The sequence below is a fragment of the Microcella alkalica genome (assembly GCF_014595885.1).
In the GTDB taxonomy this organism is placed as follows: Bacteria; Actinomycetota; Actinomycetes; order Actinomycetales; family Microbacteriaceae; genus Microcella; species Microcella alkaliphila_B.
On the sequence record NZ_JABUKC010000003.1, the window covers coordinates 525,048 to 546,206 of the forward strand.

Annotated in this window: 26 protein-coding genes, 1 tRNA gene and 1 pseudogene; 10 read left to right on the forward strand and 18 right to left on the reverse strand. The window is 73.1% G+C overall.

Annotated elements, in window-relative coordinates:
* The first annotated feature begins 26 nt into the window (after window positions 1–26).
* On the forward strand, window positions 27–398 hold the full coding sequence (locus ID804_RS10240) for a response regulator transcription factor (protein WP_169078892.1): 372 nt from the start codon (window positions 27–29) through the stop codon (window positions 396–398).
* A gap of 55 nt (window positions 399–453) precedes the next feature.
* Here ID804_RS10240 and dcd read toward each other — a convergent pair whose 3' ends face one another.
* Entirely contained in the window at window positions 454–1,050 is a 597-nt protein-coding gene (dcd, locus tag ID804_RS10245; protein WP_169078890.1) for a dCTP deaminase, read from the reverse strand.
* Window positions 1,051–1,115: 65 nt separating this feature from the next.
* Here dcd and ID804_RS10250 point away from each other — a divergent pair.
* Together ID804_RS10250 and ID804_RS10255 are read left to right on the forward strand one after the other, a co-directional pair.
* Window positions 1,116–1,186, forward strand: a tRNA-Gly gene (locus tag ID804_RS10250).
* 87 nt (window positions 1,187–1,273) lie between these two features.
* Window positions 1,274–1,660: a pyridoxamine 5'-phosphate oxidase family protein gene (locus tag ID804_RS10255; RefSeq protein ID WP_169078888.1), complete on the forward strand. Its 387-nt coding sequence runs from the start codon at window positions 1,274–1,276 to the stop codon at window positions 1,658–1,660.
* Between the two features lie 22 nt (window positions 1,661–1,682).
* On the opposite strand, the gene ID804_RS10260 is transcribed toward ID804_RS10255, so the two are convergent.
* The gene (locus ID804_RS10260; RefSeq protein ID WP_169078886.1) at window positions 1,683–2,078 is read right to left on the reverse strand and encodes a bleomycin resistance protein; all 396 of its coding nucleotides are present in this window, start codon (window positions 2,076–2,078) and stop codon (window positions 1,683–1,685) included.
* Between the two features lie 45 nt (window positions 2,079–2,123).
* Here ID804_RS10260 and ID804_RS10265 point away from each other — a divergent pair, with 45 nt between their 5' ends.
* Both ID804_RS10265 and ID804_RS10270 read left to right on the forward strand, forming a co-directional pair.
* Window positions 2,124–2,567, forward strand: a complete 444-nt coding sequence (locus ID804_RS10265; RefSeq protein WP_169078884.1) for a DUF4383 domain-containing protein — start codon at window positions 2,124–2,126, stop codon at window positions 2,565–2,567.
* A gap of 51 nt (window positions 2,568–2,618) precedes the next feature.
* Entirely contained in the window at window positions 2,619–3,245 is a 627-nt protein-coding gene (locus ID804_RS10270; protein ID WP_169078882.1) for a hypothetical protein, read from the forward strand.
* Between the two features lie 37 nt (window positions 3,246–3,282).
* On the opposite strand, the gene ID804_RS10275 is transcribed toward ID804_RS10270, so the two are convergent.
* Window positions 3,283–4,608: an ATP-dependent DNA helicase gene (locus tag ID804_RS10275; protein WP_169078880.1), complete on the reverse strand. Its 1,326-nt coding sequence runs from the start codon at window positions 4,606–4,608 to the stop codon at window positions 3,283–3,285.
* A 58-nt stretch (window positions 4,609–4,666) separates the two neighbouring features.
* Here ID804_RS10275 and ID804_RS10280 point away from each other — a divergent pair, with 58 nt between their 5' ends.
* Window positions 4,667–5,638: a hypothetical protein gene (locus ID804_RS10280; RefSeq protein ID WP_169078878.1), complete on the forward strand. Its 972-nt coding sequence runs from the start codon at window positions 4,667–4,669 to the stop codon at window positions 5,636–5,638.
* On the opposite strand, the gene ID804_RS10285 is transcribed toward ID804_RS10280, so the two are convergent.
* The 9 genes from ID804_RS10285 to ID804_RS10325 all read right to left on the reverse strand — a co-directional run bounded on the left by ID804_RS10285 (window position 5,635) and on the right by ID804_RS10325 (window position 12,508).
* Complete coding sequence (locus ID804_RS10285) at window positions 5,635–7,740, reverse strand: bifunctional copper resistance protein CopD/cytochrome c oxidase assembly protein (protein WP_317451261.1); 2,106 nt, start codon at window positions 7,738–7,740, stop codon at window positions 5,635–5,637. The two genes, ID804_RS10280 and ID804_RS10285, sit on opposite strands and share 4 nt — an antisense overlap.
* Window positions 7,741–7,912: 172 nt before the next feature.
* Window positions 7,913–8,185, reverse strand: a complete 273-nt coding sequence (locus ID804_RS10290) for an HU family DNA-binding protein (RefSeq protein WP_169078874.1) — start codon at window positions 8,183–8,185, stop codon at window positions 7,913–7,915.
* A gap of 239 nt (window positions 8,186–8,424) precedes the next feature.
* A complete protein-coding gene (gene rpsN, locus ID804_RS10295) occupies window positions 8,425–8,730 on the reverse strand; it encodes a 30S ribosomal protein S14 (protein ID WP_169078872.1) in 306 nt (101 codons plus the stop codon).
* Between the two features lie 2 nt (window positions 8,731–8,732).
* On the reverse strand, window positions 8,733–8,900 hold the full coding sequence (gene rpmG / locus ID804_RS10300) for a 50S ribosomal protein L33 (RefSeq protein WP_137737339.1): 168 nt from the start codon (window positions 8,898–8,900) through the stop codon (window positions 8,733–8,735).
* Window positions 8,900–9,136 carry a 50S ribosomal protein L28 gene (gene rpmB, locus ID804_RS10305; protein WP_018188988.1) on the reverse strand — a complete coding sequence of 79 codons (237 nt, stop codon included), beginning with the start codon at window positions 9,134–9,136 and terminating at the stop codon, window positions 8,900–8,902. Before rpmB ends, rpmG begins: the two co-directional genes overlap by 1 nt.
* A gap of 152 nt (window positions 9,137–9,288) precedes the next feature.
* Complete coding sequence (locus tag ID804_RS10310) at window positions 9,289–9,693, reverse strand: Fur family transcriptional regulator (protein WP_169078870.1); 405 nt, start codon at window positions 9,691–9,693, stop codon at window positions 9,289–9,291.
* Between the two features lie 46 nt (window positions 9,694–9,739).
* Window positions 9,740–10,609, reverse strand: a complete 870-nt coding sequence (locus ID804_RS10315; protein WP_169078868.1) for a metal ABC transporter permease — start codon at window positions 10,607–10,609, stop codon at window positions 9,740–9,742.
* Between the two features lie 13 nt (window positions 10,610–10,622).
* Window positions 10,623–11,405: a metal ABC transporter ATP-binding protein gene (locus ID804_RS10320; RefSeq protein WP_317451262.1), complete on the reverse strand. Its 783-nt coding sequence runs from the start codon at window positions 11,403–11,405 to the stop codon at window positions 10,623–10,625.
* 77 nt (window positions 11,406–11,482) lie between these two features.
* Entirely contained in the window at window positions 11,483–12,508 is a 1,026-nt protein-coding gene (locus ID804_RS10325) for a metal ABC transporter solute-binding protein, Zn/Mn family (protein ID WP_169078864.1), read from the reverse strand.
* A gap of 144 nt (window positions 12,509–12,652) precedes the next feature.
* Between ID804_RS10325 and ID804_RS10330 the strand changes: the two genes are divergently transcribed.
* Window positions 12,653–13,135: a nitroreductase/quinone reductase family protein gene (locus ID804_RS10330; protein WP_169078862.1), complete on the forward strand. Its 483-nt coding sequence runs from the start codon at window positions 12,653–12,655 to the stop codon at window positions 13,133–13,135.
* On the opposite strand, the gene ID804_RS10335 is transcribed toward ID804_RS10330, so the two are convergent.
* From ID804_RS10335 to ID804_RS10350, 4 genes are all read right to left on the reverse strand, one after another.
* Window positions 13,132–14,499, reverse strand: coding sequence for a dihydrolipoamide acetyltransferase family protein (locus tag ID804_RS10335; protein ID WP_169078860.1), 1,368 nt, complete (start codon window positions 14,497–14,499; stop codon window positions 13,132–13,134). The genes ID804_RS10330 and ID804_RS10335 overlap by 4 nt on opposite strands.
* Before the next feature lie 49 nt (window positions 14,500–14,548).
* Window positions 14,549–15,508 (reverse strand): alpha-ketoacid dehydrogenase subunit beta, encoded by a 960-nt coding sequence (locus ID804_RS10340; protein WP_169079738.1) that lies wholly within the window; start codon window positions 15,506–15,508, stop codon window positions 14,549–14,551.
* Between the two features lie 125 nt (window positions 15,509–15,633).
* Complete coding sequence (locus tag ID804_RS10345; RefSeq protein WP_169078857.1) at window positions 15,634–16,752, reverse strand: thiamine pyrophosphate-dependent dehydrogenase E1 component subunit alpha; 1,119 nt, start codon at window positions 16,750–16,752, stop codon at window positions 15,634–15,636.
* 34 nt (window positions 16,753–16,786) lie between these two features.
* A complete protein-coding gene (locus ID804_RS10350) occupies window positions 16,787–17,815 on the reverse strand; it encodes a histidinol-phosphate transaminase (RefSeq protein WP_211161162.1) in 1,029 nt (342 codons plus the stop codon).
* A gap of 119 nt (window positions 17,816–17,934) precedes the next feature.
* Here ID804_RS10350 and ID804_RS10355 point away from each other — a divergent pair, with 119 nt between their 5' ends.
* The gene (locus tag ID804_RS10355) at window positions 17,935–18,333 is read left to right on the forward strand and encodes a phage holin family protein (protein WP_169078853.1); all 399 of its coding nucleotides are present in this window, start codon (window positions 17,935–17,937) and stop codon (window positions 18,331–18,333) included.
* On the opposite strand, the gene ID804_RS10360 is transcribed toward ID804_RS10355, so the two are convergent.
* Both ID804_RS10360 and ID804_RS10365 read right to left on the reverse strand, forming a co-directional pair.
* Window positions 18,290–19,780, reverse strand: coding sequence for an alpha/beta hydrolase family protein (locus tag ID804_RS10360; protein WP_169078851.1), 1,491 nt, complete (start codon window positions 19,778–19,780; stop codon window positions 18,290–18,292). The two genes, ID804_RS10355 and ID804_RS10360, sit on opposite strands and share 44 nt — an antisense overlap.
* Window positions 19,773–20,135, reverse strand: a complete 363-nt coding sequence (locus tag ID804_RS10365; protein WP_169078849.1) for a hypothetical protein — start codon at window positions 20,133–20,135, stop codon at window positions 19,773–19,775. The genes ID804_RS10360 and ID804_RS10365 overlap by 8 nt, the downstream gene beginning before the upstream one ends.
* 140 nt (window positions 20,136–20,275) lie before the next feature.
* On the opposite strand from ID804_RS10365, the gene ID804_RS10370 reads away from it, so the two are divergent.
* Window positions 20,276–20,803, forward strand: a complete 528-nt coding sequence (locus tag ID804_RS10370; RefSeq protein WP_169078847.1) for a low molecular weight protein-tyrosine-phosphatase — start codon at window positions 20,276–20,278, stop codon at window positions 20,801–20,803.
* Window positions 20,800–21,159, forward strand: a pseudogene (locus ID804_RS10375) (adenylosuccinate lyase); the annotation flags it as partial. The gene ID804_RS10370 and the pseudogene ID804_RS10375, both read left to right, overlap by 4 nt.

Genomic DNA, 21,159 nt, shown 5'->3' on the forward strand with positions numbered 1-21,159 from the left:
AGAGTCTGACCAGCGGAAGGGGAATCGTGACGCGGATTCTGATCGTGGAGGATGAGCCCGACGTCCTCCTGCTGCTCGAGAACCGAGTGCGCGGCGCCGGGCACGAGGTCATGAGCGCGAGCGACGGCGAGCGCGGACTCGAGCTGGCGCTCGAGGAGCGCCCCGACCTCGTCATCCTCGACTGGATGATGCCCAAGCTCGACGGCATCGAGGTGCTCGAGCGACTGCGCGCCGACGGCCCCGGCCGCGACATCAAGGTGCTCATGCTCACCGCGCGCTCGCAGCAGAAGGACGTCGAGCGGGCCTTCGCCGCCGGCGCCGACGACTACATCGTCAAGCCGTTCAGCTCGCGCGAGCTCATCGAGCGCATCGCGGCGCTGCTCACCGCCGCCGCCTGACCTCGCGCGCGGTCGCGGCTCGCGCCGAGCATCCGCCGCTGGGAACGGCCCCCCGTCAGTCGGCCGAGCGCTCGCGCGGGATCTCGGTGCGGTGGAAGTTCTGGAACGAGCGCGACGCCGTCGGCCCGCGCTGACCCTGGTAGCGGTTCAGGTAGCTGCCCGTGCCGTACGGGTTCTCGGCCGGCGAGCTCAGCCGGAAGAAGCACAGCTGCCCGATCTTCATGCCCGGCCACAGCTTGATCGGCAGCGTCGCCACGTTGCTCAGCTCGAGCGTGACGTGCCCGCTGAAGCCGGGGTCGATGAAGCCCGCCGTCGAGTGCGTCAGCAGGCCCAGGCGGCCCAGCGAGCTCTTGCCCTCGAGGCGCGCCGCGACGTCGTCGGGCAGTGTCACCCGCTCGTACGTCGCGCCGAGCACGAACTCGCCCGGGTGCAGGATGAACGGCTCGCCCTCCTTCGCCTCGACCAGGCGCGTCAGCTCGGGCTGATCCTCCGCCGGGTCGATGACGGGGTACTTGTGGTTGTCGAAGAGGCGGAAGAAGCTGTCGATCCGCACATCCACGCTCGACGGCTGCACCATCGCGAGGTCGAGCGGGTCGAGGCCGATGCGGCCCGACTCAAGTTCGGCACGGATGTCGCGGTCGCTCAGCAGCATGACGCTCAGCCTAGCGACGGGGTGAGGTTCGCTACACTGGGCCCGCAGCCCTCGGGTCTGCGACTGGGGATGTAGTTCAATGGCAGAACTTCAGCTTCCCAAGCTGATAGCGCGGGTTCGATTCCCGTCATCCCCTCGGTGTTGATGGCTCCGCCGCCGCTGCTGCGGCGCAGCGGTGCGAAGCTCGATCCGTGTCGCTCGCCGTTGCCCTGATCGGAGGCACATGCAGCTGACGGATGCTGGGCTCTCGTTCGTGACCGAGCGGCACCTGGGCACGCTCTCGACGGTGGGCCGCGACGGGCGCACGCACGCGGTGCCGGTCGGCTTCACGTGGCGCGACGGCGTCGTGCGGGTCATCGGCAGTCGTGGGTCGCAGAAGTTCGTCAACGCGCAGCGGTCGGGCCGGGCATCCGTCAGCAGCGTCGACGGCGCGCGCTGGATCTCGTTCGAGGGGCCCGCCCGCCTGCTGACCGATGCGGAGTCGGTCGCGCTCGGAGTCGCGCTGTACACCGAGCGCTACCGCGAGCCGCGGCCCAACCCCGAGCGCGGGGTGCTCGAGATCGTGGTCGAGCGCGTGCTCGCCTCCCGCGGGCTGCGCGCCGAAAACTGAGCCGCGGGTCGGCTCGTCGCGGTCAGCGCTCCTCGACGAGCGCCAGCTGCGAGCCGTCGAGGTCGACCAGGTACGCCGCGCGCTGACCCCACGACTGCGTCGCAACGGGCGTGAGGCGGGGGATGCCCGTGGTCGACTGCGCGACGCCGGCCTGCGCGAACGCCGCGTGCAGAGCATCCACGTCGGCCACACGGAGCACGCACTGGTGGTCGCTCGTCGACGGGTCGAGGGTCGGATGCGGGAAGAACTCGAGCTCGATCGACCCGCGGCGCATACGCAACCAGGTGTCGTCGTGGTGGACGACGTCGAAACCGAGCCGGCCGTAGAAGGCGGCGGTGGCGGCGAGGTCGCGAGCGGGCAGCGCGGGGTGGGCGCGGTCGTGCGAGCCGTCGTTCGTGAGCCGAGCATCCGTCGTCATGGGACGACCGTACGCCTCACCGCGCTCCGCGGGTAGCGTGGGGGCGTGCGCCTGACCGACCTGCCGTGGAACCGCGTGTGGGCGGTCGCGTTCGGCGTGGGGCTCCTGCTGCTGGGGGCCGCCGGGTTCGTCGTCTCGCTGGGCCGGCCGCCGCTCGACCCGGTCGGGGTGCCGCTGCTGATCGTGTTCACGGCGAACCCGCTGCAGTCGGTGGTGACGATGGCGACCGGCGCGGTGCTGCTCGTGCCCGGGCTGCGGTCGCTGCACGCCGCCCGCTCGGTCAACCGCGTCATGGGCACCCTGCTGCTCGCGTTCGGCATCGCCGGGCTCTACCTCATCGGCACGCCCGCGAACGTGCTGGCGCTGAACTCCAGCGACGTGCTCGTGCAGTTCGCGGCGTCGGCGTTCCTGCTCGGGGCGGGCTTCGGGGCCGACCGCAGGGCGTCGACGCCTCCCGCTGCGAACCCCGCCGCGCCCCCGGCAGGCTGACCGTTCGCTGAGCGCGGGCAACCGCGCCGCTCGGCGCGACGAACAGGGTGCATGACCGCAGTGCACCGCTCCCTCGTCGCCCTGACCCTGCTCGGCGCGAGCATTGTGCATCTCGCCGTCGCCGCCTCGGGCGTCGCACCGCTCGCCGCGGCGCTGCTCGGCGTCGTGGGCGTCGCCGAAGCCGTGGGAGCCACCCTTGTGCTGCGCGGTGCGCTCGCCGCCGACCCCGCGCTGCTCGTGGCGCTCGTCGTCGCGCCGGTCATCCTGCTCTCGGGGGCGCTCACGCTCGCCGACGCGCTCGAGCGCCCCGACCTGGTGGCGGCGTTCGCGATGCCTGCCCTGCTGGGCTCGGCCGTGCTCGCCTTCGCGGGCGCCGCGGTCGCTGGCCTCGCGGCGCGCAGGCTGCGATCGGCGGATGCTCCGCGCGCCGTGCCCGCCCGTCCCAGCCGCCCGGCCCGCCAGGCGGTGCTGCTCGTCTCGGCGCTCATCGCCACGGGCGCCGTGGCGGCCCCCGCCGTGGCGTCGGTGCGGCCCGAGCTCGTGCCCGGCAGCGCCGTGACGACCCTCGTCGACGAGCGCGGCGCCGACGAGCAGCAGGCGCCGCAGGAGGCGCAGGAGCAGCCGGAGCCCCGCTTCGCGGTGCCCGGCCACGAGGGCCACCACGGCATGACGCCGTAGCGCGCGCCGCGGCTCGGTCGCGCGAGACCGCCGCGACTCAGCTCGCGCGCTCGACCGCCCGCCCGATGATGGGCTCGACGTCGGCCATGAAGCGCCGCACGTCGGCGTCGACGATGACGTCGCTCGGCCGCAGCCCGCGCGTGAGGTAGAGCCCCTCGAGCGAGCGGATGCGCGACAGTGCGACGTACGCCTGCCCCGGCGCGAACGCGCGAGGCCCGAGGTCGACGATCGCCTGGTTGTAGGTCGAGCCCTGCGACTTGTGGATCGTGACCGCCCACGCCAGCCGCAGCGGGAACTGCGTGAACTCGGCCACGACCTCTTTCGTGACGCGCTTCGTCGCGGCCGAGTAGGTGTACTTGTACTTCTCCCACACCGCGGGCAGCACCTCGTGGCTCTCGCCCTCGACCTCGACGTGCACGGTCTTGCCGATGCGCTCGACGGTGCCGAGTGAGCCGTTTACCCAGCGCATGACGCCGTCGCCGGCGGTGTCGTTGCGCAGGAACATCACCTGCGCCCCGACCTTGAGCTCGAGGGTCTCGTCGGCGGGGTAGCCGCCGCGGCCGCCGAACTCGCCCGCGATGTCGGCGCGCGCGGTCTTGGCGGCGCCGGGCAGCCGACGCAGGGCATCCGTGTTGATGCGCGTCACGGTCGCGTTCGTCGTCGCGAGCGTCAGGATGCCGTCGCTCGGCGGGGTGCGCTCGCCCGCGGCGTTGAGGGCGCGCCCGATCTCGGGCGTGACCTCGCCATGCCGCACCGCCGAGAGCATGTGGCGGAAGGCTTCATCCTGCTGGCGGTGGATCGTCTGCAGCTCGACGATGCGCAGCGGCGCCTCGGCACACACCTTCGCGTCGAAGAACCACATCGAGCGGTAGTGGTCGGCGTAGTAGGCGCGCTCGCCCTCATCGCGGCCCGGCACGGGCGCGAGCTGGTACGGGTCGCCGAAGAGCACCACCTGCGCGCCGCCGAACGGCTCGTGCGGGCGGGCGCGGCTCTGCCGCAGGCGGCGATCGATCGCATCCATGAGGTCGGCGCTCACCATCGAGACCTCGTCGATGACGATCGTGTCGACCCCGCCGAGCAGCTTCGCCAGCTGCGGCGGGTTCTCGAGCTCGTGGTCGGCGATGAGCCCGATGGGCAGCCGGAACAGCGAGTGGATCGTCTGCCCGCCCACGTTGAGGGCCGCGACCCCAGTCGGCGCGCACACGATGACGGTGCGGTCGGTCGTGGCCAGGAACTCCTGCAGCAGCGTCGACTTGCCCGTGCCTGCGCGCCCCGTCACGAAGACGTGCTCGCGCGTCGACTCGATGAGCTCGAGCACCGCCCGCTGCTCGGCCGCGAGGCCGGCGTCGGGTCGCAAGGGCATGCCAGCCAGGGTACCCGCGTGCGTCGCTCGGTCGTCGCGCGCACCTAGGCTGTCGCGCATGACGCGGCGACGGATGCTCTGGGGAGGAGCCGTGCTCGCCTGCCTCGCCGCCGCGATCGTCGCGATCGCCGCCGCCGTCGCCCACGCGACGAGCCCGGAGCGCCTCGTGCGCCACTACCTCACCGCCCTCGCCGACGACGACCTCACGACCGCGGCCGCGCTCGCCGGGCTCGACAAGGCCGACCTCGAGCGCTGGGGCGGCGCGCCCCTCGGCGACGCGAGCACGCCCGACGTCGTCGAGATCGTCGCCGTCGTCGACGCCGACGCGGGCGGTCGCACCGTCATCGCGCGCTACGGCGAGCGCGGCGACGACGTCGCCGAGGTCGCGTTCGCGCTCGAGCGGACGCCGCTCGGGCCGTTCACGCAGTGGCGCTTCGCCGAGCCGCCCGTGCAGCGCATCCTCGTCGGCGCCGACCGCCACGACCGGGTGCGCGCCAACGGCCGCACCGTGACGACCGAGCTCGCCGGCGACGTGGAGGGCGTCGCGGCCTTCGTGCCCGCGCGGGTGGAGGTCGCGATCGCGAGCCCGTACCTCGACGGCGAGGCGGTGCGCACCCGGGCGGGCACGGCATCCGCCGCCCGCCCCCTCGTCGTGGCGACCACGCCGTCGCCGCGCCTCAAGCGCCTCGTCGACCGCGAGGTCGCCGCGTTCCTCGACGACTGCGTCGCGCAGCGCGTGCTGCAGCCCGCCGGCTGCCCCTTCGGGCTCGCCGTGCCCGACCGGCTCGTCGAGGCGCCACAGTGGCGCGTCGCCGTGCCGGCCGTCACGAGCGTCGTGCCCGGGGCGCGCACGGGCCAGTGGCGGCTCGAGGGCGGGGCGACCGTGCGGGTGCAGCTGACCGTGCAGCGCCTCATCGACGGCGTCGTGGAGGAGCGCGACGAGGCGGTCGTGGCGGTCATCCGCGGCTCGGTCGTGCTCGGCGACGACGGTGTCGCCGTGACGATCGACCCGCCGGAGCAGGAGGGCTAGGCGCTCGTGCCGCCGGTCGGCCCGCCCGCGCTCGTGCGCTCGACCCGCTGCGCGCGCTCGGCGCGGCCCGCGAGCATCCGGTTGTAGGCCTCGAGCTCGGCGTCGCCGTCGCGGTCGGCCTGACGGTCGCGCCGCTTCGTCTCGCGCGAGTCGTCGCGGCTCCACATGACGGCGACCAGGATCGCCAGGGCAAGGGTCGGGATCTCGCCGACGCTCCAGGCGATCTCGCCGCCGCGCACCTGATCGGCGAGCGGGGTGTCGCCCCACTCGCGGCCCATCGCGCCGAACCACTCCGGCAGCAGCAGGCCCGAGCTCGTGATGATCGACAGGCCGAAGAACGCGTGGAACGCCATCGTCGCCAGCAGGATCATGAGGCGCACCGGGTACGGCGGCCGATACGGCGCCGGGTCGATGCCGATGAGCGCGTTGACGAAGAAGTAGCCGCTGAGCAGGAAGTGCAGCACCATCCACTGGTGGCCGAGGTGGTCGCTCACCGCCCACGAGAACAGCGGCGAGTAGTAGAACACCAGCAGCGAGATCGCGAAGATCACCGAGGCGACGATCGGGTGACCGACGAGGCCGGCCCAGCGCGAGTGCACGATCGCGAGGATCCACTCGCGCGGGCCCCGCGAGCCGTCCTTCCGCACCCGGATCGCGCGCGCCGCGAGCGTGACCGGGGCCGCGAGCACCAGCATGACCGGGATGCCCATGCTCAGCATCATGTGCCCGAGCATGTGCACGCTGAACAGGTAGCGCTCGTAGACCGCGATGCCGCTGCTGGTGACGAACACGAGCGCGAGCATCCCCGTCGTCCACAGGATCGTGCGGTGCACCGGCCAGCGGTCGCCGCGCCGATGCAGGCGCACCACGCCGGCGAGGTAGAAGAACAGGCCGAAGCCGGCCAGCAGCGCCCACAGCAGGTTGAGATCCCACTCGGTGAGCACGCGCCACGGCTCGAACGGCGGCGGCAGCGGCGCCCCGGTGAGGATCTCGGCCGGCGTCGGGTCGGCCAGCTGGTCGACCGGCACCTCCGGCACGGGCGAGGGTGTGCGCGCGAGCGCCGTCGCGAGGCCGCTCGCGACGCCCATGACCACGAGCTCGGCGACCACGATCGCCCAGAAGGATGCCCGGGGCGCGACCTCGCGCTGCACCCGTGCGATCAGGCGGGCCCGGTACCACGCGCCGAAGCCACCGAGGGCCACGAGCGCGACGACCTTGCCGATGAGGATCGCGCCGTAGCCGGTGGCGAGCCCCTCGAGGCCGCCGACGCGCAGCTGCGCGCTCACCAGGCCCGAGACCGACACCACGACGAAGGCGATGAGCGCGAGCGTCGAGTAGCGGGCCAGCACGACCGGGAGGCGATCGGCGAGCACGCGGCGCAGCAGCACGATCGTGGCGAGCCCGCCGACCCAGATCGCGGCGAACACCGCGTGCAGGTACACGGCGGTGACCGCGGCGTCGTGGTCGGCCGTGCCGCCCGCGTGACCCTGCTGCGCGACCGGCCACAGGGTCGCCGCCGCGAGCAGCCCGACGAGGGCGAGCACCCACGGGGTGCGCACGGCGAAGCACAGCACCGTGACGGTCGCGGCCATGACGACCGTCCAGAGCCAGGCGCGGCCCGGCTCGGTCTCACCGAAGAACGTCGCGAGCAGGCTGCCGAAGCGCGCGTCGAGCGAGACCGGCTCGAGGAAGACGCTGAGGAAGGTCAGAAAGCCGGTGACGACCGCAGCGAGCGTCCACACGCCGGCGGCGGCCGCGGCGACGTCGAGGGCGCGATGGTGCTCGAGGCGCTCCGGCGCGAGCGCGATGAGCGCGAGCAGCAGGGCGCCGATCGCGACCGCGGAGGCGAGCGTCATGATGAGCTTCGCGATCGGCAGGCCGTACCGGACGACCGGGCCCGGGTCGGCGACGAGCGGGGCCTCGGCCCCGCCGCCGAGCACGAGGGCGACGAGCAGGGCCAGCACGGCGGCGACGAGCAGGGCCGCGAGGGCGAGGGCGCCGAGACCGATGCCGCGGGCCGTGGCGATCCCGCTCGCGGGGCGCTGCCCGCGCGGCGCGGCGGTGCCGGACTGCGCGCGCGAGGCCGGGCGGGTCGAGGTCACGCCTCCAGGGTAGGCGAGCAACCTGGGGCGGCGGCTCGGGGAGCGAGCTCGGCGCGGGCGGCGCGCGTCGAGCATCCGCCCCCGAACGCGACGACGGGGACGACCCGTGGTGGGTCGTCCCCGTCGTGGAGACCGGCGCGGCGAGCCGCAGCCGGTCGGGCTGGCGCCTGACTTACTTGGCGGCGGCCTTCAGCTTGCTGCCGGCGCTGATCTTCACGCCGTTCGACGCGGCGATGTCGATCTCGGCACCGGTCTGCGGGTTGCGGCCCTTGCGCGCGGCGCGCGAGGTGCGCTCGACCGAGATCCAGCCAGGGATCGAGACCTTGGTGCCCTTGCCCACGGCGTCGGACAGGACCGAGAACAGGCCGTCGACGACACGGTTGACGTCAGCCTGGCTCAGGCCCGACTCAGCGGCCACAGCGGCGACGAGCTCGGAACGGTTCATGGTGTCCTCCTCGGACCTCAAGTTCGGTGAAGCGGCTCGTGACCAGGGGATGGCCGCGAACCGCCTCGAAACTAGCACCAGGCTCGAGCGTTTCCGGGCTGATTCGGGCCGGAATGCGGCGATTCGGGCCCGTTTTCCGCCGATTCCGCCCGGATTCGAGCTCCATGACCCGCGCGAACGACGAAGGGCGCCCCCTCACAGGGACGCCCTTCGGAAGGCTTCTCAGCCGATCGAGCCGACTACCAGCTCGACTTGGTGATGCCGGGCAGCTCGCCGCGGTGGGCCATCTCGCGGAACCGCACGCGCGAGATGCCGTACTGCTTGAGGTGGCCACGGGGGCGACCGTCGACGGCGTCGCGGTTGCGCACGCGCACCGGCGAGGCGTCGCGGGGCAGCTTCTGCAGGCCGACACGGGCCGCCTCGCGGCTCTCGTCGGTGCCGTTCGGGTCGACGAGGGCCCTCTTCAGCTCGAGTCGCTTCGCGGCGTAGCGCTCCACGACGACCTTGCGCTGCTCGTTGCGCGCGATCTTGCTCTTCTTCGCCATGGTTAGCGCTCCTCGCGGAATTCGACGTGCTTGCGGATGACCGGGTCGTACTTCTTCAGCACGAGGCGGTCGGGGTCGTTGCGACGGTTCTTGCGGGTCACGTAGGTGTACCCGGTGCCGGCGGTCGACTTGAGCTTGATGATCGGACGGACGTCCTGCTGCTTCGCCACTAGATCTTCTCCCCACGGGCCAGGAGGTCCTTGACCACGGACTCGATGCCACGGGCGTCGATGACCTTGATGCCCTTCGCCGACAGGGTCAGCGTGACGTTACGACGAAGCGACGGCACGTAGTACGTCTTCTTCTGGATGTTCGGGTCGAACCGGCGCTTGGTGCGACGGTGCGAGTGAGAGATGTTGTGCCCGAAGCCGGGAACGGCTCCGGTCACCTGGCAGACGGCTGCCATGGGTCCTCCAATATTCGGCTACCGTGCGGCGAGCGCCGCACCCAAGGTCACTTGTCGGCACGCAGACACCGCCTGATCCGTTCGAGTAGCGGGATGAACGGGGCGGAGTGCGCACAGGAAGGGCGAAGGCTCGCCCGACACAATCCCCCAGCTTACGGCCTGGAAGCCCGATCGGCCAACTCGGTGCAGCGGGCGCAGAGGCCGAAGATGTCGACGACGTGCTCGGCGCGCGTGAAGCCGTGCTCGGCGGCGGTGCGGCGAGCCCATTCCTCGACCGGCTGCGCCTCGATCTCGACGGTCGTGCCGCAGCGGCGGCAGATGAGGTGATGGTGGTGGCTGCCGGGCGTGCACGCGCGATACAGCAGCTCGCCCTCCTGCTGCAGGCTGTCGGCCTCGCCCTCGTCGGCGAGCCCCGTGAGGGTGCGGTAGACGGTCGCGAGCGCGATCGTCGAGCCGCCCTCGCGCAGGCTCGCGTGCAGGGCCTGCGCGCTCACGAAGCCGCCGGCGTCGGCGAGAGCGGCCCGCACGGCCTCGCGCTGCCACGTGTTGCGCTTCATCGGGCGGCCTCCGCGAGGGCATCCGTCTTCGGGGTCGCGTGCGCGATCATCGGGCGACCTCCGCAAGCGCCGGCGTGCGCGGGCGACGGCTCGCGCCCGACTTCACGCGCCGCTCGAGCAGCCGGCAGACCACGTAGATCGCGAACGAGATCGTCGTGATGTACGGGCTGATCGGCAGCGAGCCGCCGATCGCGAGCAGGATGCCCCCCACGGCCGACACGAGCCCGAACAGCATGCTCAGCACCGGTACGAGCACGGGTGAGGCCGACACCCGCAGGGCGGCCGCGGCGGGCGTGACGAGCAGCGCGAGCACGAGCAGGGCACCGATGACCTGCACCGAGACCGCGACCGTCAGGCCGAGCAGCGTCATGAACACGATGCTGAGCGCACGACCGGGCACGCCACGGGCACTCGCGACCTCCGGGTCGAGGCTGTCGAAGGTCAGCGGGCGCCAGATCACGAGCAGCGAGACGAGCACGAGGGCGCTGATGCCGAGCAGCAGGCCGAGCTGGGGCAGGTCGACGCTAATGATCTGACCCGTGAGCAGGCCGAACTTGTTGCCGCTGCGCCCTGGGTACAGGGCCAGGAAGAGGATGCCCAGGCCCAGGCCGAACGGCATGAGCACGCCGATGATCGAGTTGCGATCGCGCGCGCGGGCGCCGAGCACCCCGATGATCGCGGCGGCCACGAGCGAGCCGACGATGGAGCCGGCGACTACGTTCACGCCGAGCAGCAGCGCCGCCGCCGCGCCCGCGAACGACAGCTCGCTGATGCCGTGCACGGCGAAGGCCATGTCGCGCTGCATGACGAACACGCCGATGAGCCCGCCGACGACTCCGAGCACCGCCGCGGCGATGATCGAGTTCTGCACGAGGCCGAGCAGCTGCACGTAGGTGGGCCAGTCGACGCCGATCATGCGACGACCCCGCTCATGCCACGACCCCGTGGTGGTGGTCGCCGTCGGGGGCGCCGACGACGACGATGCGCCCGTGCGAGTGGAAGACGTCGACCGGCGTGCCGTACAGCTGGCTCAGCACCTCGCTGCGCAGCACCTCGTCGGGGGCGCCGATCGTGAAGCGCCCGTGCGCGAGGTACAGCACGCGATCGACCATGCCGAGCACCGGGTTCACGTCGTGGGTGACGAAGACGACGGCGGTCGCGTGATCCCGACGGCGCGCGTCGATGAGCTCGCTCACCCCCCGCTGGTGGTGCAGGTCGAGGCTCATGAGCGGCTCGTCGCACAGCAGCAGCGCGGGGTCGTCGGCGAGCGACTGCGCCACGCGCAGGCGCTGCTGCTCGCCGCCGGAGAGGCTGCCGAGCGGCTGGTCGGCGTAGTCGGTGGCGCCGACGGCGGCGAGCAGGGCATCCACCTTCTCGCGATCGGCCCGCGACGTGATGGGCGGGCCGTAGCGGCGACCGTTGACGCCGAGCATCACCAGGTCGCGCCCGCGCAGGGGGGTGCCCGGCGCGACGATCTTCTGCTGCGGGATGTACCCGATGCCGCGGTGACCCCGATGCGCCGGATGCCCGTCGACGAGCACCTCTCCCGCGCTCAGCCGCTGCTCGCCGAGCATGGCCTTCAGCAGGCTCGTCTTGCCCGTGCCGTTCGCGCCGAGCACCGCGATGAACTCGCCGGGGTGCACGTCGAGGTCGAGGCCGCTCCACAGGGTGCGCGGGCCGAAGCGCAGCGCCCCGCCGCGGATGCTGAGCACCGGGGCGGGGTGTGCGGCAGGGCCGGGTGATCGGCTGCGGGCCGGCGCGGGCGTCGGCGCGGTCGTCGGCTCGGGCGTCACGCCGGCGTCAGCGCCTGCGTGACCGCCTCGATGTTCGCGCGCATCCACGAGACGTAGTCTTCACCCTCTGGCAGGGTCTCGACGAACGAGACCACCGGGATGCCCGCCGCCTCGGCCGCCTCGCGCACCCGCTCGGTCTCGGGGCTCGCCGTCTGCTCGTTGTAGGCGAGCAGGGTCACCTCGCCCGCGTCGATGAGGTCGAGGGTCTGCTGCAGGGCGAGCGGCGGCACGTCCGCGCCCTCCTCGATGGCCTCGGTGAACTGCTCGGGGGTCTCGTCGCTGAAGCCGAGCTCGGCGAGCAGGTACGCCGGCACCGGCTCGGTCGCGGCGACCGTGCCGCCGCCGAGCGCCTCGGCCGCGGCGACGAGCTCGGCGTCGAGCGCCTCGAACTCGGCCTCGAGGTCGGCGAGGTTCTGCTCGTAGGTCGCGGCGTTGTCGGCGTCGAGCTCGACGAGCTCGGCGGCAATCGCGGCGGCGACCTCCTCCATGACGTGGATGTCGTACCAGACGTGCTCGTTCTCACCGGCGACGTGGCTGTGGGCGTCGCCCTCCTCGCCCTCGTCGCTGTGCGCCTCGCCCTCCTCCTCGGAGTGGGCCTCGCCCTCCTCCTCGGAGTGCGCCTCCTCCTCGCCGTGGGCGTGGTCGTCGTCGATGCCCGCGATCGCGGCGGCCGTGACGACGGGCGCCTTGGCTCCGGAGCCCTCGATGAGCACGTCGATGAACGGGTCGTAGCCGCCGCCGTTCTTGATGACGAGGTCGGCGCCCGCGACGGCGAGCTGGTCCTGCGCGCTCGCCTCGTAGCTGTGCGGGTCGATCGCGGGGGAGTCGATGATGCTCGTCACCGTCGCCAGCTCGCCGGCGATGCTCGCGGCGAGATCGCCGTAGACGTTGGTCGAGGCCACGATCGAGAGGCCCTCCGTGCCGGCGGGCTCGGCGGCCGCGGCGCAGCCCACGAGAGCGAGGCCGGTGGTCGAGGCGAGCAGCAGGGCGGGCAGGGCACGGGCGCGCGAGCGGGTGGGCATGCGCCGATCGTACGGCTTATCGAGAACGGTTGTCAAAACCGTTCTCAATAAGGGATGCGCGGCGCGAGCGTCCGCCGCCTGCCCAGCGCCCCCGCGCCACCGGCCCGCGGCTCATTCCCGGCACGCGCGACTAGCCTGCTCGGCATGTCGAACCGCCTCGCCATGCTCGCGATGACCGGCCTGCACCGCGCGGTGCTGACCCTCACCGGCGGCCGCGTCGGCTCGCGGCTCGGGCGCATGCGCGTCATCGAGCTCATCACGCGCGGCCGACGCAGCGGAGTCGAGCGCCGCGCGATCCTCACCGTGCCCGTCGTCGAGTCGACCGAGGCCGGTGAGACGCTCGTCGTCGTCGCCTCGCGCGGCGGCGACGACCTCATGCCCGCGTGGTACCTGAACCTCGTCGCCGACCCGCGCGTCGGCGTGGCGGCGGCGCGCGGCGGCGAGCCCGCCCCGTACCTCGCGCGCACGGCGACCGACGCCGAGCGGGCGCGGCTGTGGCCGCTCGCCGTGCGCGCCTACCGCGGCTACGCCGCCTACCAGCGCAAGACGCGGCGGGTGATCCCGCTCGTGCTCCTCGAGCCCGACTCGCGCCGCGCGACCGAGGCGCGGCCCGCCACGTCGACCTAGTCGAGCAGCAGCGCCGGCTCCTCGATGACCGAGGCGACGTCGGCCAGGAACCGGCTCGCGACATCCCCGTCGACCACGCGGTGATCGAACGAGGCGCCGAGCGTCGTCACGAACCGCGGCCGCACCTCGCCGTCGACCACCCACGGCTTCTGCTTGATGGTGCCGAGCGCGACGATCGCGACCTCGCCGGGGTTGAGGATGGGCGTGCCGGTGTCCATGCCGAAGACGCCGATGTTGGTGACCGTGATCGTGCCGTCGGCCATGTCGGCGGGCTGCAGCTTGCCGTCGCGCGCCGTGATCGTCAGCTGCTCGATGGCCTGGGCGAGCTCGCGCAGGCTCATCGCCTGGGCGTTCTTGACGTTCGGCACCACCAGGCCCCGCGGCGTCGCGGCGGCGAAGCCGAAGTTGACGAAGTGGTGCACGACGATCTCCTCATCGGTCCACGTCGAGTTGACCATCGGGTTGCGGCGCACCGCCCAGATCATCGCCTTCGCCATGATGAGCAGCGGCGAGACCTTGATGCCGGCGAAGTCGGGGCTGGCCTTGAGGCGCTTGACGAACTCCATCGTGCGGGTGGCGTCGACGTCGACGAAGATGCTCACGTGCGGCGCGGTGAAGGCGCTGCGCACCATGCCCTGCGCGATCGCCTTGCGCACGCCCTTGACCGGGATGCGCTCTTCGCGCGCCTCCGGCCAGTCGGGCGTCTGGATGTTGCGGAACACGCTCGCCTGCGAGGCGTGCCGGATGACGTCGTCGCGCGTGATTTCGCCGGCGAGCCCCGTCGGCTGCACCTCCTGCAGATCGACGCCGAGATCCTTCGCGAGCTTGCGGATCGGCGGCTTCGCGATGACCGGCACCGCCGCGGCGGCCGGCACGAAGGCCGGCGGGGCGGGGCGGGATGCTCCCGCGCTCGTTGCGGCGTCGCCCGCGTGGCGCCCGCCCGCGTCACCGCCCACACCCGCGCGCCGACGCCGCGAGGCCACGTGACCCTTCGCGCCGTAGCCGACGAGCACCGCACCGGGCTTCTCGTCGTGGTCAATCGACTGGGCCGTGTCGGCGGCAGCGATCGCGGCCTGCGCCGGCTCGGCGGGCGACTCGGTCGCGGCGTCGGCAGCGGCATCCGCCCCCTCGCGCACCCGCACGATCGGCGTGCCGACCTCGACGGTCTCGCCTTCGGCGACCAGCAGCGCGTCGACGGTGCCGGCGAAGGGGCTCGGCAGCTCGACGAGCGACTTCGCCGTCTCGATCTCGCACAGCACCTCGTTCACGGCGATGCGCTGCCCCGGCTGCACGCGCCACGACACGATCTCGGCCTCGGTCAGGCCCTCGCCGACGTCGGGGAGCGGGAACTCGTTGATGCTCATGGGGCTCCTTCGGGGGCGGTGGATGCTCGGCTGACCGGCCCGGTCGTGCTCAGTACGACAGCGCCCGGTCGACGCCGTCGAGGATGCGGTCGACGTCGGGCAGGTAGGCGCCCTCGAGCTTGGCGGGCGGGAAGGGGGTGTCGAAGCCGGAGACGCGGATGACGGGCGCCTCGAGCGAGAAAAAGGCCTTCTCCGACACGGTCGCGGCGATCTCGCTGCCGATGCTGACGCTGCCGGGCGCCTCCTGCGCGACGACGAGTCGGCCGGTGCGGCGCACCGAGTCGAGGATCGGGCCGTAGTCGATGGGGCTCAGCGAGCGCAGGTCGAGGACCTCGATGCTCGTCCCTTCCTCCTCGGCGAGCGCCGCGGCGTCGAGCAGCATGCTCACCATGGCGCCGTGGCCGACGACGGTCACGTCGGTGCCGGTGCGCACGACGCGGCTCGCGTGCAGCGGCGCGCCCGAGGCATCGAGGTTCACCTCGCCCTTGGGCCAGTAGCGACTCTTGGGCTCGAAGAACATGACGGGGTCGTCGCTTGCGATGGCCTCCTGGATCATCCAGTAGGCGTCGTGCGGCGTCGCCGGGCTCACCAGGCGCAGGCCGGCAGTGTGGGCGAAGTACGCCTCGGGGCTCTCCTGGTGGTGCTCGACGGCGCCGATGTGCCCGCCGTACGGCACGCGGATCACGACCGGCAGCGACAGCGAGCCCTCGTGCCGCGCGGTGAGCTTGGCCAGCTGGGTCGTGATCTGGTCGAAGGCCGGGAAGATGAAGCCGTCGAACTGGATCTCGACGACGGGCCGGTAGCCGCGCATGGCGAGCCCGATCGCGGCGCCAACGATGCCCGACTCGGCGAGCGGGGTGTCGAGCACGCGGCGCGGGCCGAAGTCGCGCTGCAGGTTCTCGGTGACGCGGAACACGCCGCCGAGCGGCCCGATGTCCTCACCCAGCAGCACGACCTTCTCGTCGGCGGCCATCGCGGCGGCGAGGCCGGCGTTGAGCGCCTTCGCCATCGGCAGGGTGCGCACGCCGCCGCCGGTGATGACGGATGCCGGGGTCGCCGCCGCGGGCGTCGCGCCCTCGACGCCGGTCGCGTCGACCGCGCGCCCCACGGCCGCGGAGGTGCCGAGCGTGTCGGTCATGCGCCCTCTCCCTCGAACGAGGCCTCGTAGCTGCGCAACCACTCGGCCTGGGCCTGCATGACGGGGTGCGGCTCGCTGTAGACGTGCGCGAACATCGACTCGGCGGGCGGCGGCGTGAGCTCGAGGGTGCGTCGGCGCGCGTCGGCGGCGAAGTCCGCGGCCTCGGCGGCGACGTCGGCGAAGAACTGCTCGCTCGCGCCGCGGCCGCGCAGGTACGTCTCGAACCGGGCGATCGGGTCGCGCTGACGCCAGTGCTCGACCTCGTCGGCGGTGCGGTACTTGGTCGGGTCGTCGCTCGTCGTGTGCGCGCCCATGCGGTAGGTGAGCGCCTCGATGAACTGCGGGCCCTCACCGGCGCGAGCGGCGTCGAGGCGCTCGCGCGTGACGGCGTAGCTGGCGAGCACGTCGTTGCCGTCGAGCTGGATGCTCGGGATGCCGAAGCCCTCCGGCCGGCGGTACAGGGGCGTGCGCGACTGCACGCTCACGGGCACTGAGATCGCCCAGTGGTTGTTCTGCAGGAAAAACACCTGCGGGGTCTGGTAGCTCTGCGCGAAGACGAAGGCCTCGTTGACGTCGCCCTGGCTCGTGGCGCCGTCGCCGAAGTAGACGAGCACGGCGGTGTCGCGCTCGGCGTCGCCCGTGCCGACGAGGCCGTCGAACTGCACGCCCATCGCGTAGCCGGTGGCGTGCAGCGTCTGCGAGCCGATGACGAGGGTGTAAAGGTGGAAGTTGCCGACCTCCTCCGGCACCCAGCCGCCGTGGCTGAGGCCGCGCAGCATCGCGATGATCTGCACGACGTCGAGGCCGCGGATGTGCCCGACGGCGTGCTCGCGGTACGCGGGGAAGATGTGGTCCTGCGCGCGGGCGGCGTAGCCGGAGCCGACCTGCGCCGCCTCCTGCCCGAGGCTCGGGATCCACAGCGCGAGCTGCCCCTGCCGCTGCAGGTTGCCGGCCTCGATGTCGAAGGCGCGGATGACGCTCATGGTGCGGTGGAAGCGCTGCAGCAGCGACTCGTCGAGGCTCTCCACGACCGGCCGGTAGCGCTCGGTGCGCTCGTCCTCGACGAGGCGGCCGTCGGGCGCGAGCAGCTGCAGGGTCTCGGCCGGGTGCGACATGCGTTCCACTCTAGGCGGGGCCCCCGCCGCCGTCTCAGAGGTCACGGACAACCTGGCCCGCGATCTGCAGGAGCTTCGGCACAGACTCCTCCTCGCCGATCGAGACGCGGATGCCCTCCGGCGGGAAGGCGCGCCCGACGATCCCGGCCTCGGTGAACCGCTCTGCGATCGCGGCGGTGGCCTGCCCGGTCGCGAGCCACACGAAGTTGCCCTCGCTCTGCGGGATGCGCCAGCCCTGCTCGCGGAGCCCGGCGACGACGCGCTCGCGCCGCTCGACGATCGCCTCGACGGTCTGCAGCAGCTCGGCCTCGTGGTCGAGCGCGGCGAGCACCGCGGTCTGCGCGGCGCCCGTGACGGAGAGCGGGATCTGCGTGGCGCGCGCGGCGTCGATGACGGCCGGGTGCGCGATCGCGTAGCCGATGCGCAGGCCCGCGAGCCCGTACGCCTTCGAGAAGGTGCGCAGGATCACGAGGTTGGGCCAGCGGCGCACGAGCGCGTCGCCGTCGACGGCGTGCTCGTCGCGCACGAACTCGGCGTAGGCCTCGTCGAGCAGCACGAGCAGGTCTCCGGGGATGCTCGCCATGAGCGCCTCGAACTCGTCGCGCCCGACGGCGGTGCCCGTGGGGTTGTTCGGCGTGCAGACGATGACGAGCCGGGTGCGGTCGGTCACGGCGGCGGCCATCGCGGGCAGGTCGTGCCGGGCATCCGCCGTGAGCGGCACGGGCACGCCGGTGGCCCCGGCGACGGTGATGAGGCCGGGGTAGGCCTCGAAGCTGCGCCAGGCGTGCACGACCTCGTCGCCGGCGCCGGAGGTCGCCGCGATGAGCTGGGCGAGGATGCTCACCGAGCCGGCGCCGACGATGACCTCGTCGGGGCTCACGCCGTGCCGCTCGGCGAGGCGCTCGCGCACGATGAGCGCGGTCGCGTCAGGGTAGCGGTTGGTGTTCGCGGCGGCCTCGGCGAGCGCCGCGAGCACGGCCGGGTGCGGCGGGGAGGGGTTCTCGTTGCTGGAGAGCTTGAAGGCGTCGGCCGCCGCGGGCCGGCCCTGGCGGTAGGGCTGCATCGCGACGATCTCGGGGCGCAGGCGCACGGGGGGCGCGAGGTCGGTCACGGTGTCAGGATACGGCGGGGCATATGCCGCGATCGGTGGCGGGGTGCGCCCCCGCGGGGCATAGTGGGCTCATGAAGCGTTTCGTGCTGCGCGTGCTCATCAACTCGGTCGCCCTCTGGCTGACGACGCTCATCGTCGCCGGCGTCACGGTCGAGTCGTACGCGCCCGACGACACGCTCGCCTCGGTGCTGACGTACCTCCTGGTGGGGCTGATCTTCGGCGTCGTGAACGGCGTCATCGGCAACGCGATCCGCATCGTCGCCTTCCCCCTGTACGTGCTCACGCTCGGGCTCATCGCGCTGCTCGTCAACGGCCTGCTGCTGCTGCTCGTCGACTGGATCTCGGACCTCATCGGCTTCGGCCTCGAGGTCGATGGCTTCTGGTGGGGCGTGCTGGGCGCGATCGTGCTCGGCCTGCTGAGCTGGCTCATCGGCGTGCTGCTGCGCCCGATCGTGGGTCGCACCCGCTGACCTCCGACCCGGTCGACGTCGCGGCGCCGACCTCCTCCGGGCTGAGGCGTCGCGTGGTGTAGGCGGTCGCCTCGCCCTGCACGTCGCGAGCGCCGTTCGGCAGCGCGTCCAGGGCGCCTCTCAGCAACGGCGCCTCCGCGGCATCGACGCGCTCCGCGGTCCGTCGGTACTGCTCCAGCGCGTGCCCGGCGACGAGGGGATCGCCGTCGCTCCAGCCATCGCCGCGCGGCGCCGTGACGACGATCGCCTCGGTACGCTGCTGCGGCCCGCCGAGCGCGGTCACGGGGTCGTCGTCGTGGGCGATGACGACCGCCGGGTAGTCGCCGGTGACGGGCATGCCGCCCGTGGGCCCCCCGACGGTGACGAGCCCCGCGGTGCGGAACTCCCCCGACTCCGCCAGCAGCGTCGCGACCGCGGCGCCCTGCGAGTAGCCGGTGAACACGACCTCGCTGTGCGCACCGGCGCCTGCCTCGGCGAGCGCCTGCCGCGCGGCCTGCAGCGAGGAGGCGTCGTGCTCGGCGAGGAGGGCGATGTTGCTGGAGAAGTCGAAGGGCTGCTCCCCGCCCTCGACGAGCGGCCCGCCGTCGGCGGCCTCGCCCGCCGTGCCGGCGATGTACACCTCGAAGCGCTCCTGGCCGACGCGGTCGACGAAGCGCTCGACCCGCACCGGCTGCGCGGGGTCGGGGATGCGCGCGACGCGGTCGGCGACGCCGAGCGGCGCCGTCGCGGCGACCGGCCGCGCGGCCGGTGCGACGACGACCGGCGCGCGACCGCGATCGCCGGCGATCACGCCGACGGCGAGCACCGTGCCCGCGGTCGCGGCGACGGAGTCGAGCCCGAGGGCGCGGTACTGCGTCAGCAGCGCGCTCGGCACCCCGAGGGCGCCGAGCGCGGCGTCGTCGGTCGCGGTCATGAGCAGCCGCAGCGCCCGCGTCGTCATCTGGTCGTCGAGCAGGCGGCCCGTCGCGCGCTCGAGCCCGGCCTCGGCCGAGCGGCTGAACGATTCGCGCGAGGCCTTCGGCAGCAGCATCCAGGCGACGGCGGCGACGCCGAGGGCCGGCAGCACGGTCGGCAGCAGGCCGAGGCCGAGGCGGGCCCCGAGGAAGGCGAGCGTCGAGGCGACGGGCTCGAGGGCGCGCTGCACCCACGACTGCACGCGCGACTCGACCTCGCCGTAGGCGTCGAGCGCGAGGCGCACCGACGTGCCGAGCAGCTCGAGCGACTCCGCCTGCGCCCGCACGCGTGCGGCGGCCTGCTCGAGCTCGGAGCCGGTGCCGTTCCACGGGTCGCCGGGCAGCGGCGCCGCGATCGGGCGCAGGCGCTCGCCGGCGGTCTCGCACGTGCGCGCGCTGCGTGCGATGCGGTCGAGGGCCTCCAGCAGGTGCTCGCCGACGACGACCGTCGAGCCGCCCCCTCCGATGAGCAGCGGCGCGCTCGGCTCAACCACCGGTCACCGCCGGCACGCTCGCGGCGCGCGCCCGCGCCTCGGCGAGCTGCTGCTCGGCGCCCCACCGGCGGCCGACGAGGGCGAGACCCGCGACGTCGAGCGATCGCCGGGCCTCCAGCAGGCCGTGCAGGTTGCGCTCGACCGCGGCGCCGAACGCGCGCGCCGCGGGCCCGCGCCAGCGGGGGTCGTGCGCCGTCGAGGCGACGAGCTGCATCGCGCGCTCGAGCTGCTCGGCGACGGCCGCGACGACGAGCTCGCGCCGGTGCAGGTCGTCGACGAGCGCCGAGGCGGCCGTCACTGACAGCGGAGCGGTGACGGGAGCGGGCGGGGGAGCGGACGAGGGGTGGGCGAGCACGAGCGGCCTCCTTCGGCGTGAGCGGGGAGCCCAGGATGCGGGAGGGCGCGGCGGCGGGTCAGGCGGCGAGCGCGAGTCGGGCATCCGCCATCGCGATCGACGGCTGTGGAGGAGGTGCCGAAGTGCGGGATGATGGGGGCATGAGCTTCGACCGGGACCCCGGGCACCCCGGCGTGTTCCGCATCTGCTTCGTCTGCACCGGCAACATCTGCCGCTCGCCCATGGCGGAGGCGGTCTTCAACGAGCTCATCCGCCGCCGCGGCTGGGAGCACCTCGTCGTCGTGCAGTCGGCCGGCACCGGCGAGTGGCACGTCGGCGAGCCGAGCGACCCGCGCACGCTCGCCGCGCTCCGCGCCCGCGGCTACGAGGGCGACGTGCATCGCGCGCGCCAGTTCGACAGCGACTGGTTCGACGACGTCGACCTCATCATCGCGTTCGACCGCACCCACGAGCGCATGCTCAAGAGCTGGGCGCCCGACGACGACGCGCGCGGCAAGGTGCACCTGCTCATGTCGTTCGACCCCGGCCACGGCGAGGCGAGTCTCGACGTGCCCGACCCGTACTACTCCGACGCCGCGATGTTCGACACGGTGCTCGGCATGATCGAGCGCGCCTGCACCGCGCTCTTCCGCCAGCTCGAACCAGGAATCCGACAGGGAGCCTCATGACCCTCGCCCCGCAGCCCCTCAGCCCGCTCGACGGCCGCTACCGCGCCCAGGTCGCCGAGCTCGGCGAGCACCTCTCCGAGGCGGGCCTGAACCGTGCGCGCATCCACGTCGAGGTCGAGTGGCTCATCCGCCTCACCGACGAGGGGCTGTTCGGCGCCTCCCGGCTCACCGACGAGCAGAAGGCCGCACTGCGCGAGCTCGTCACCGGCTTCGGGCAGGACGACATCGACTCGCTCGCCCGCCGCGAGGCCGTCACGCGACACGACGTCAAGGCCGTCGAGTACCACGTGCGCGAGCGCCTGGCCGAGCTCGGCCTCGGGCACATCGCCGAGCTCACCCACTTCGCCTGCACGAGC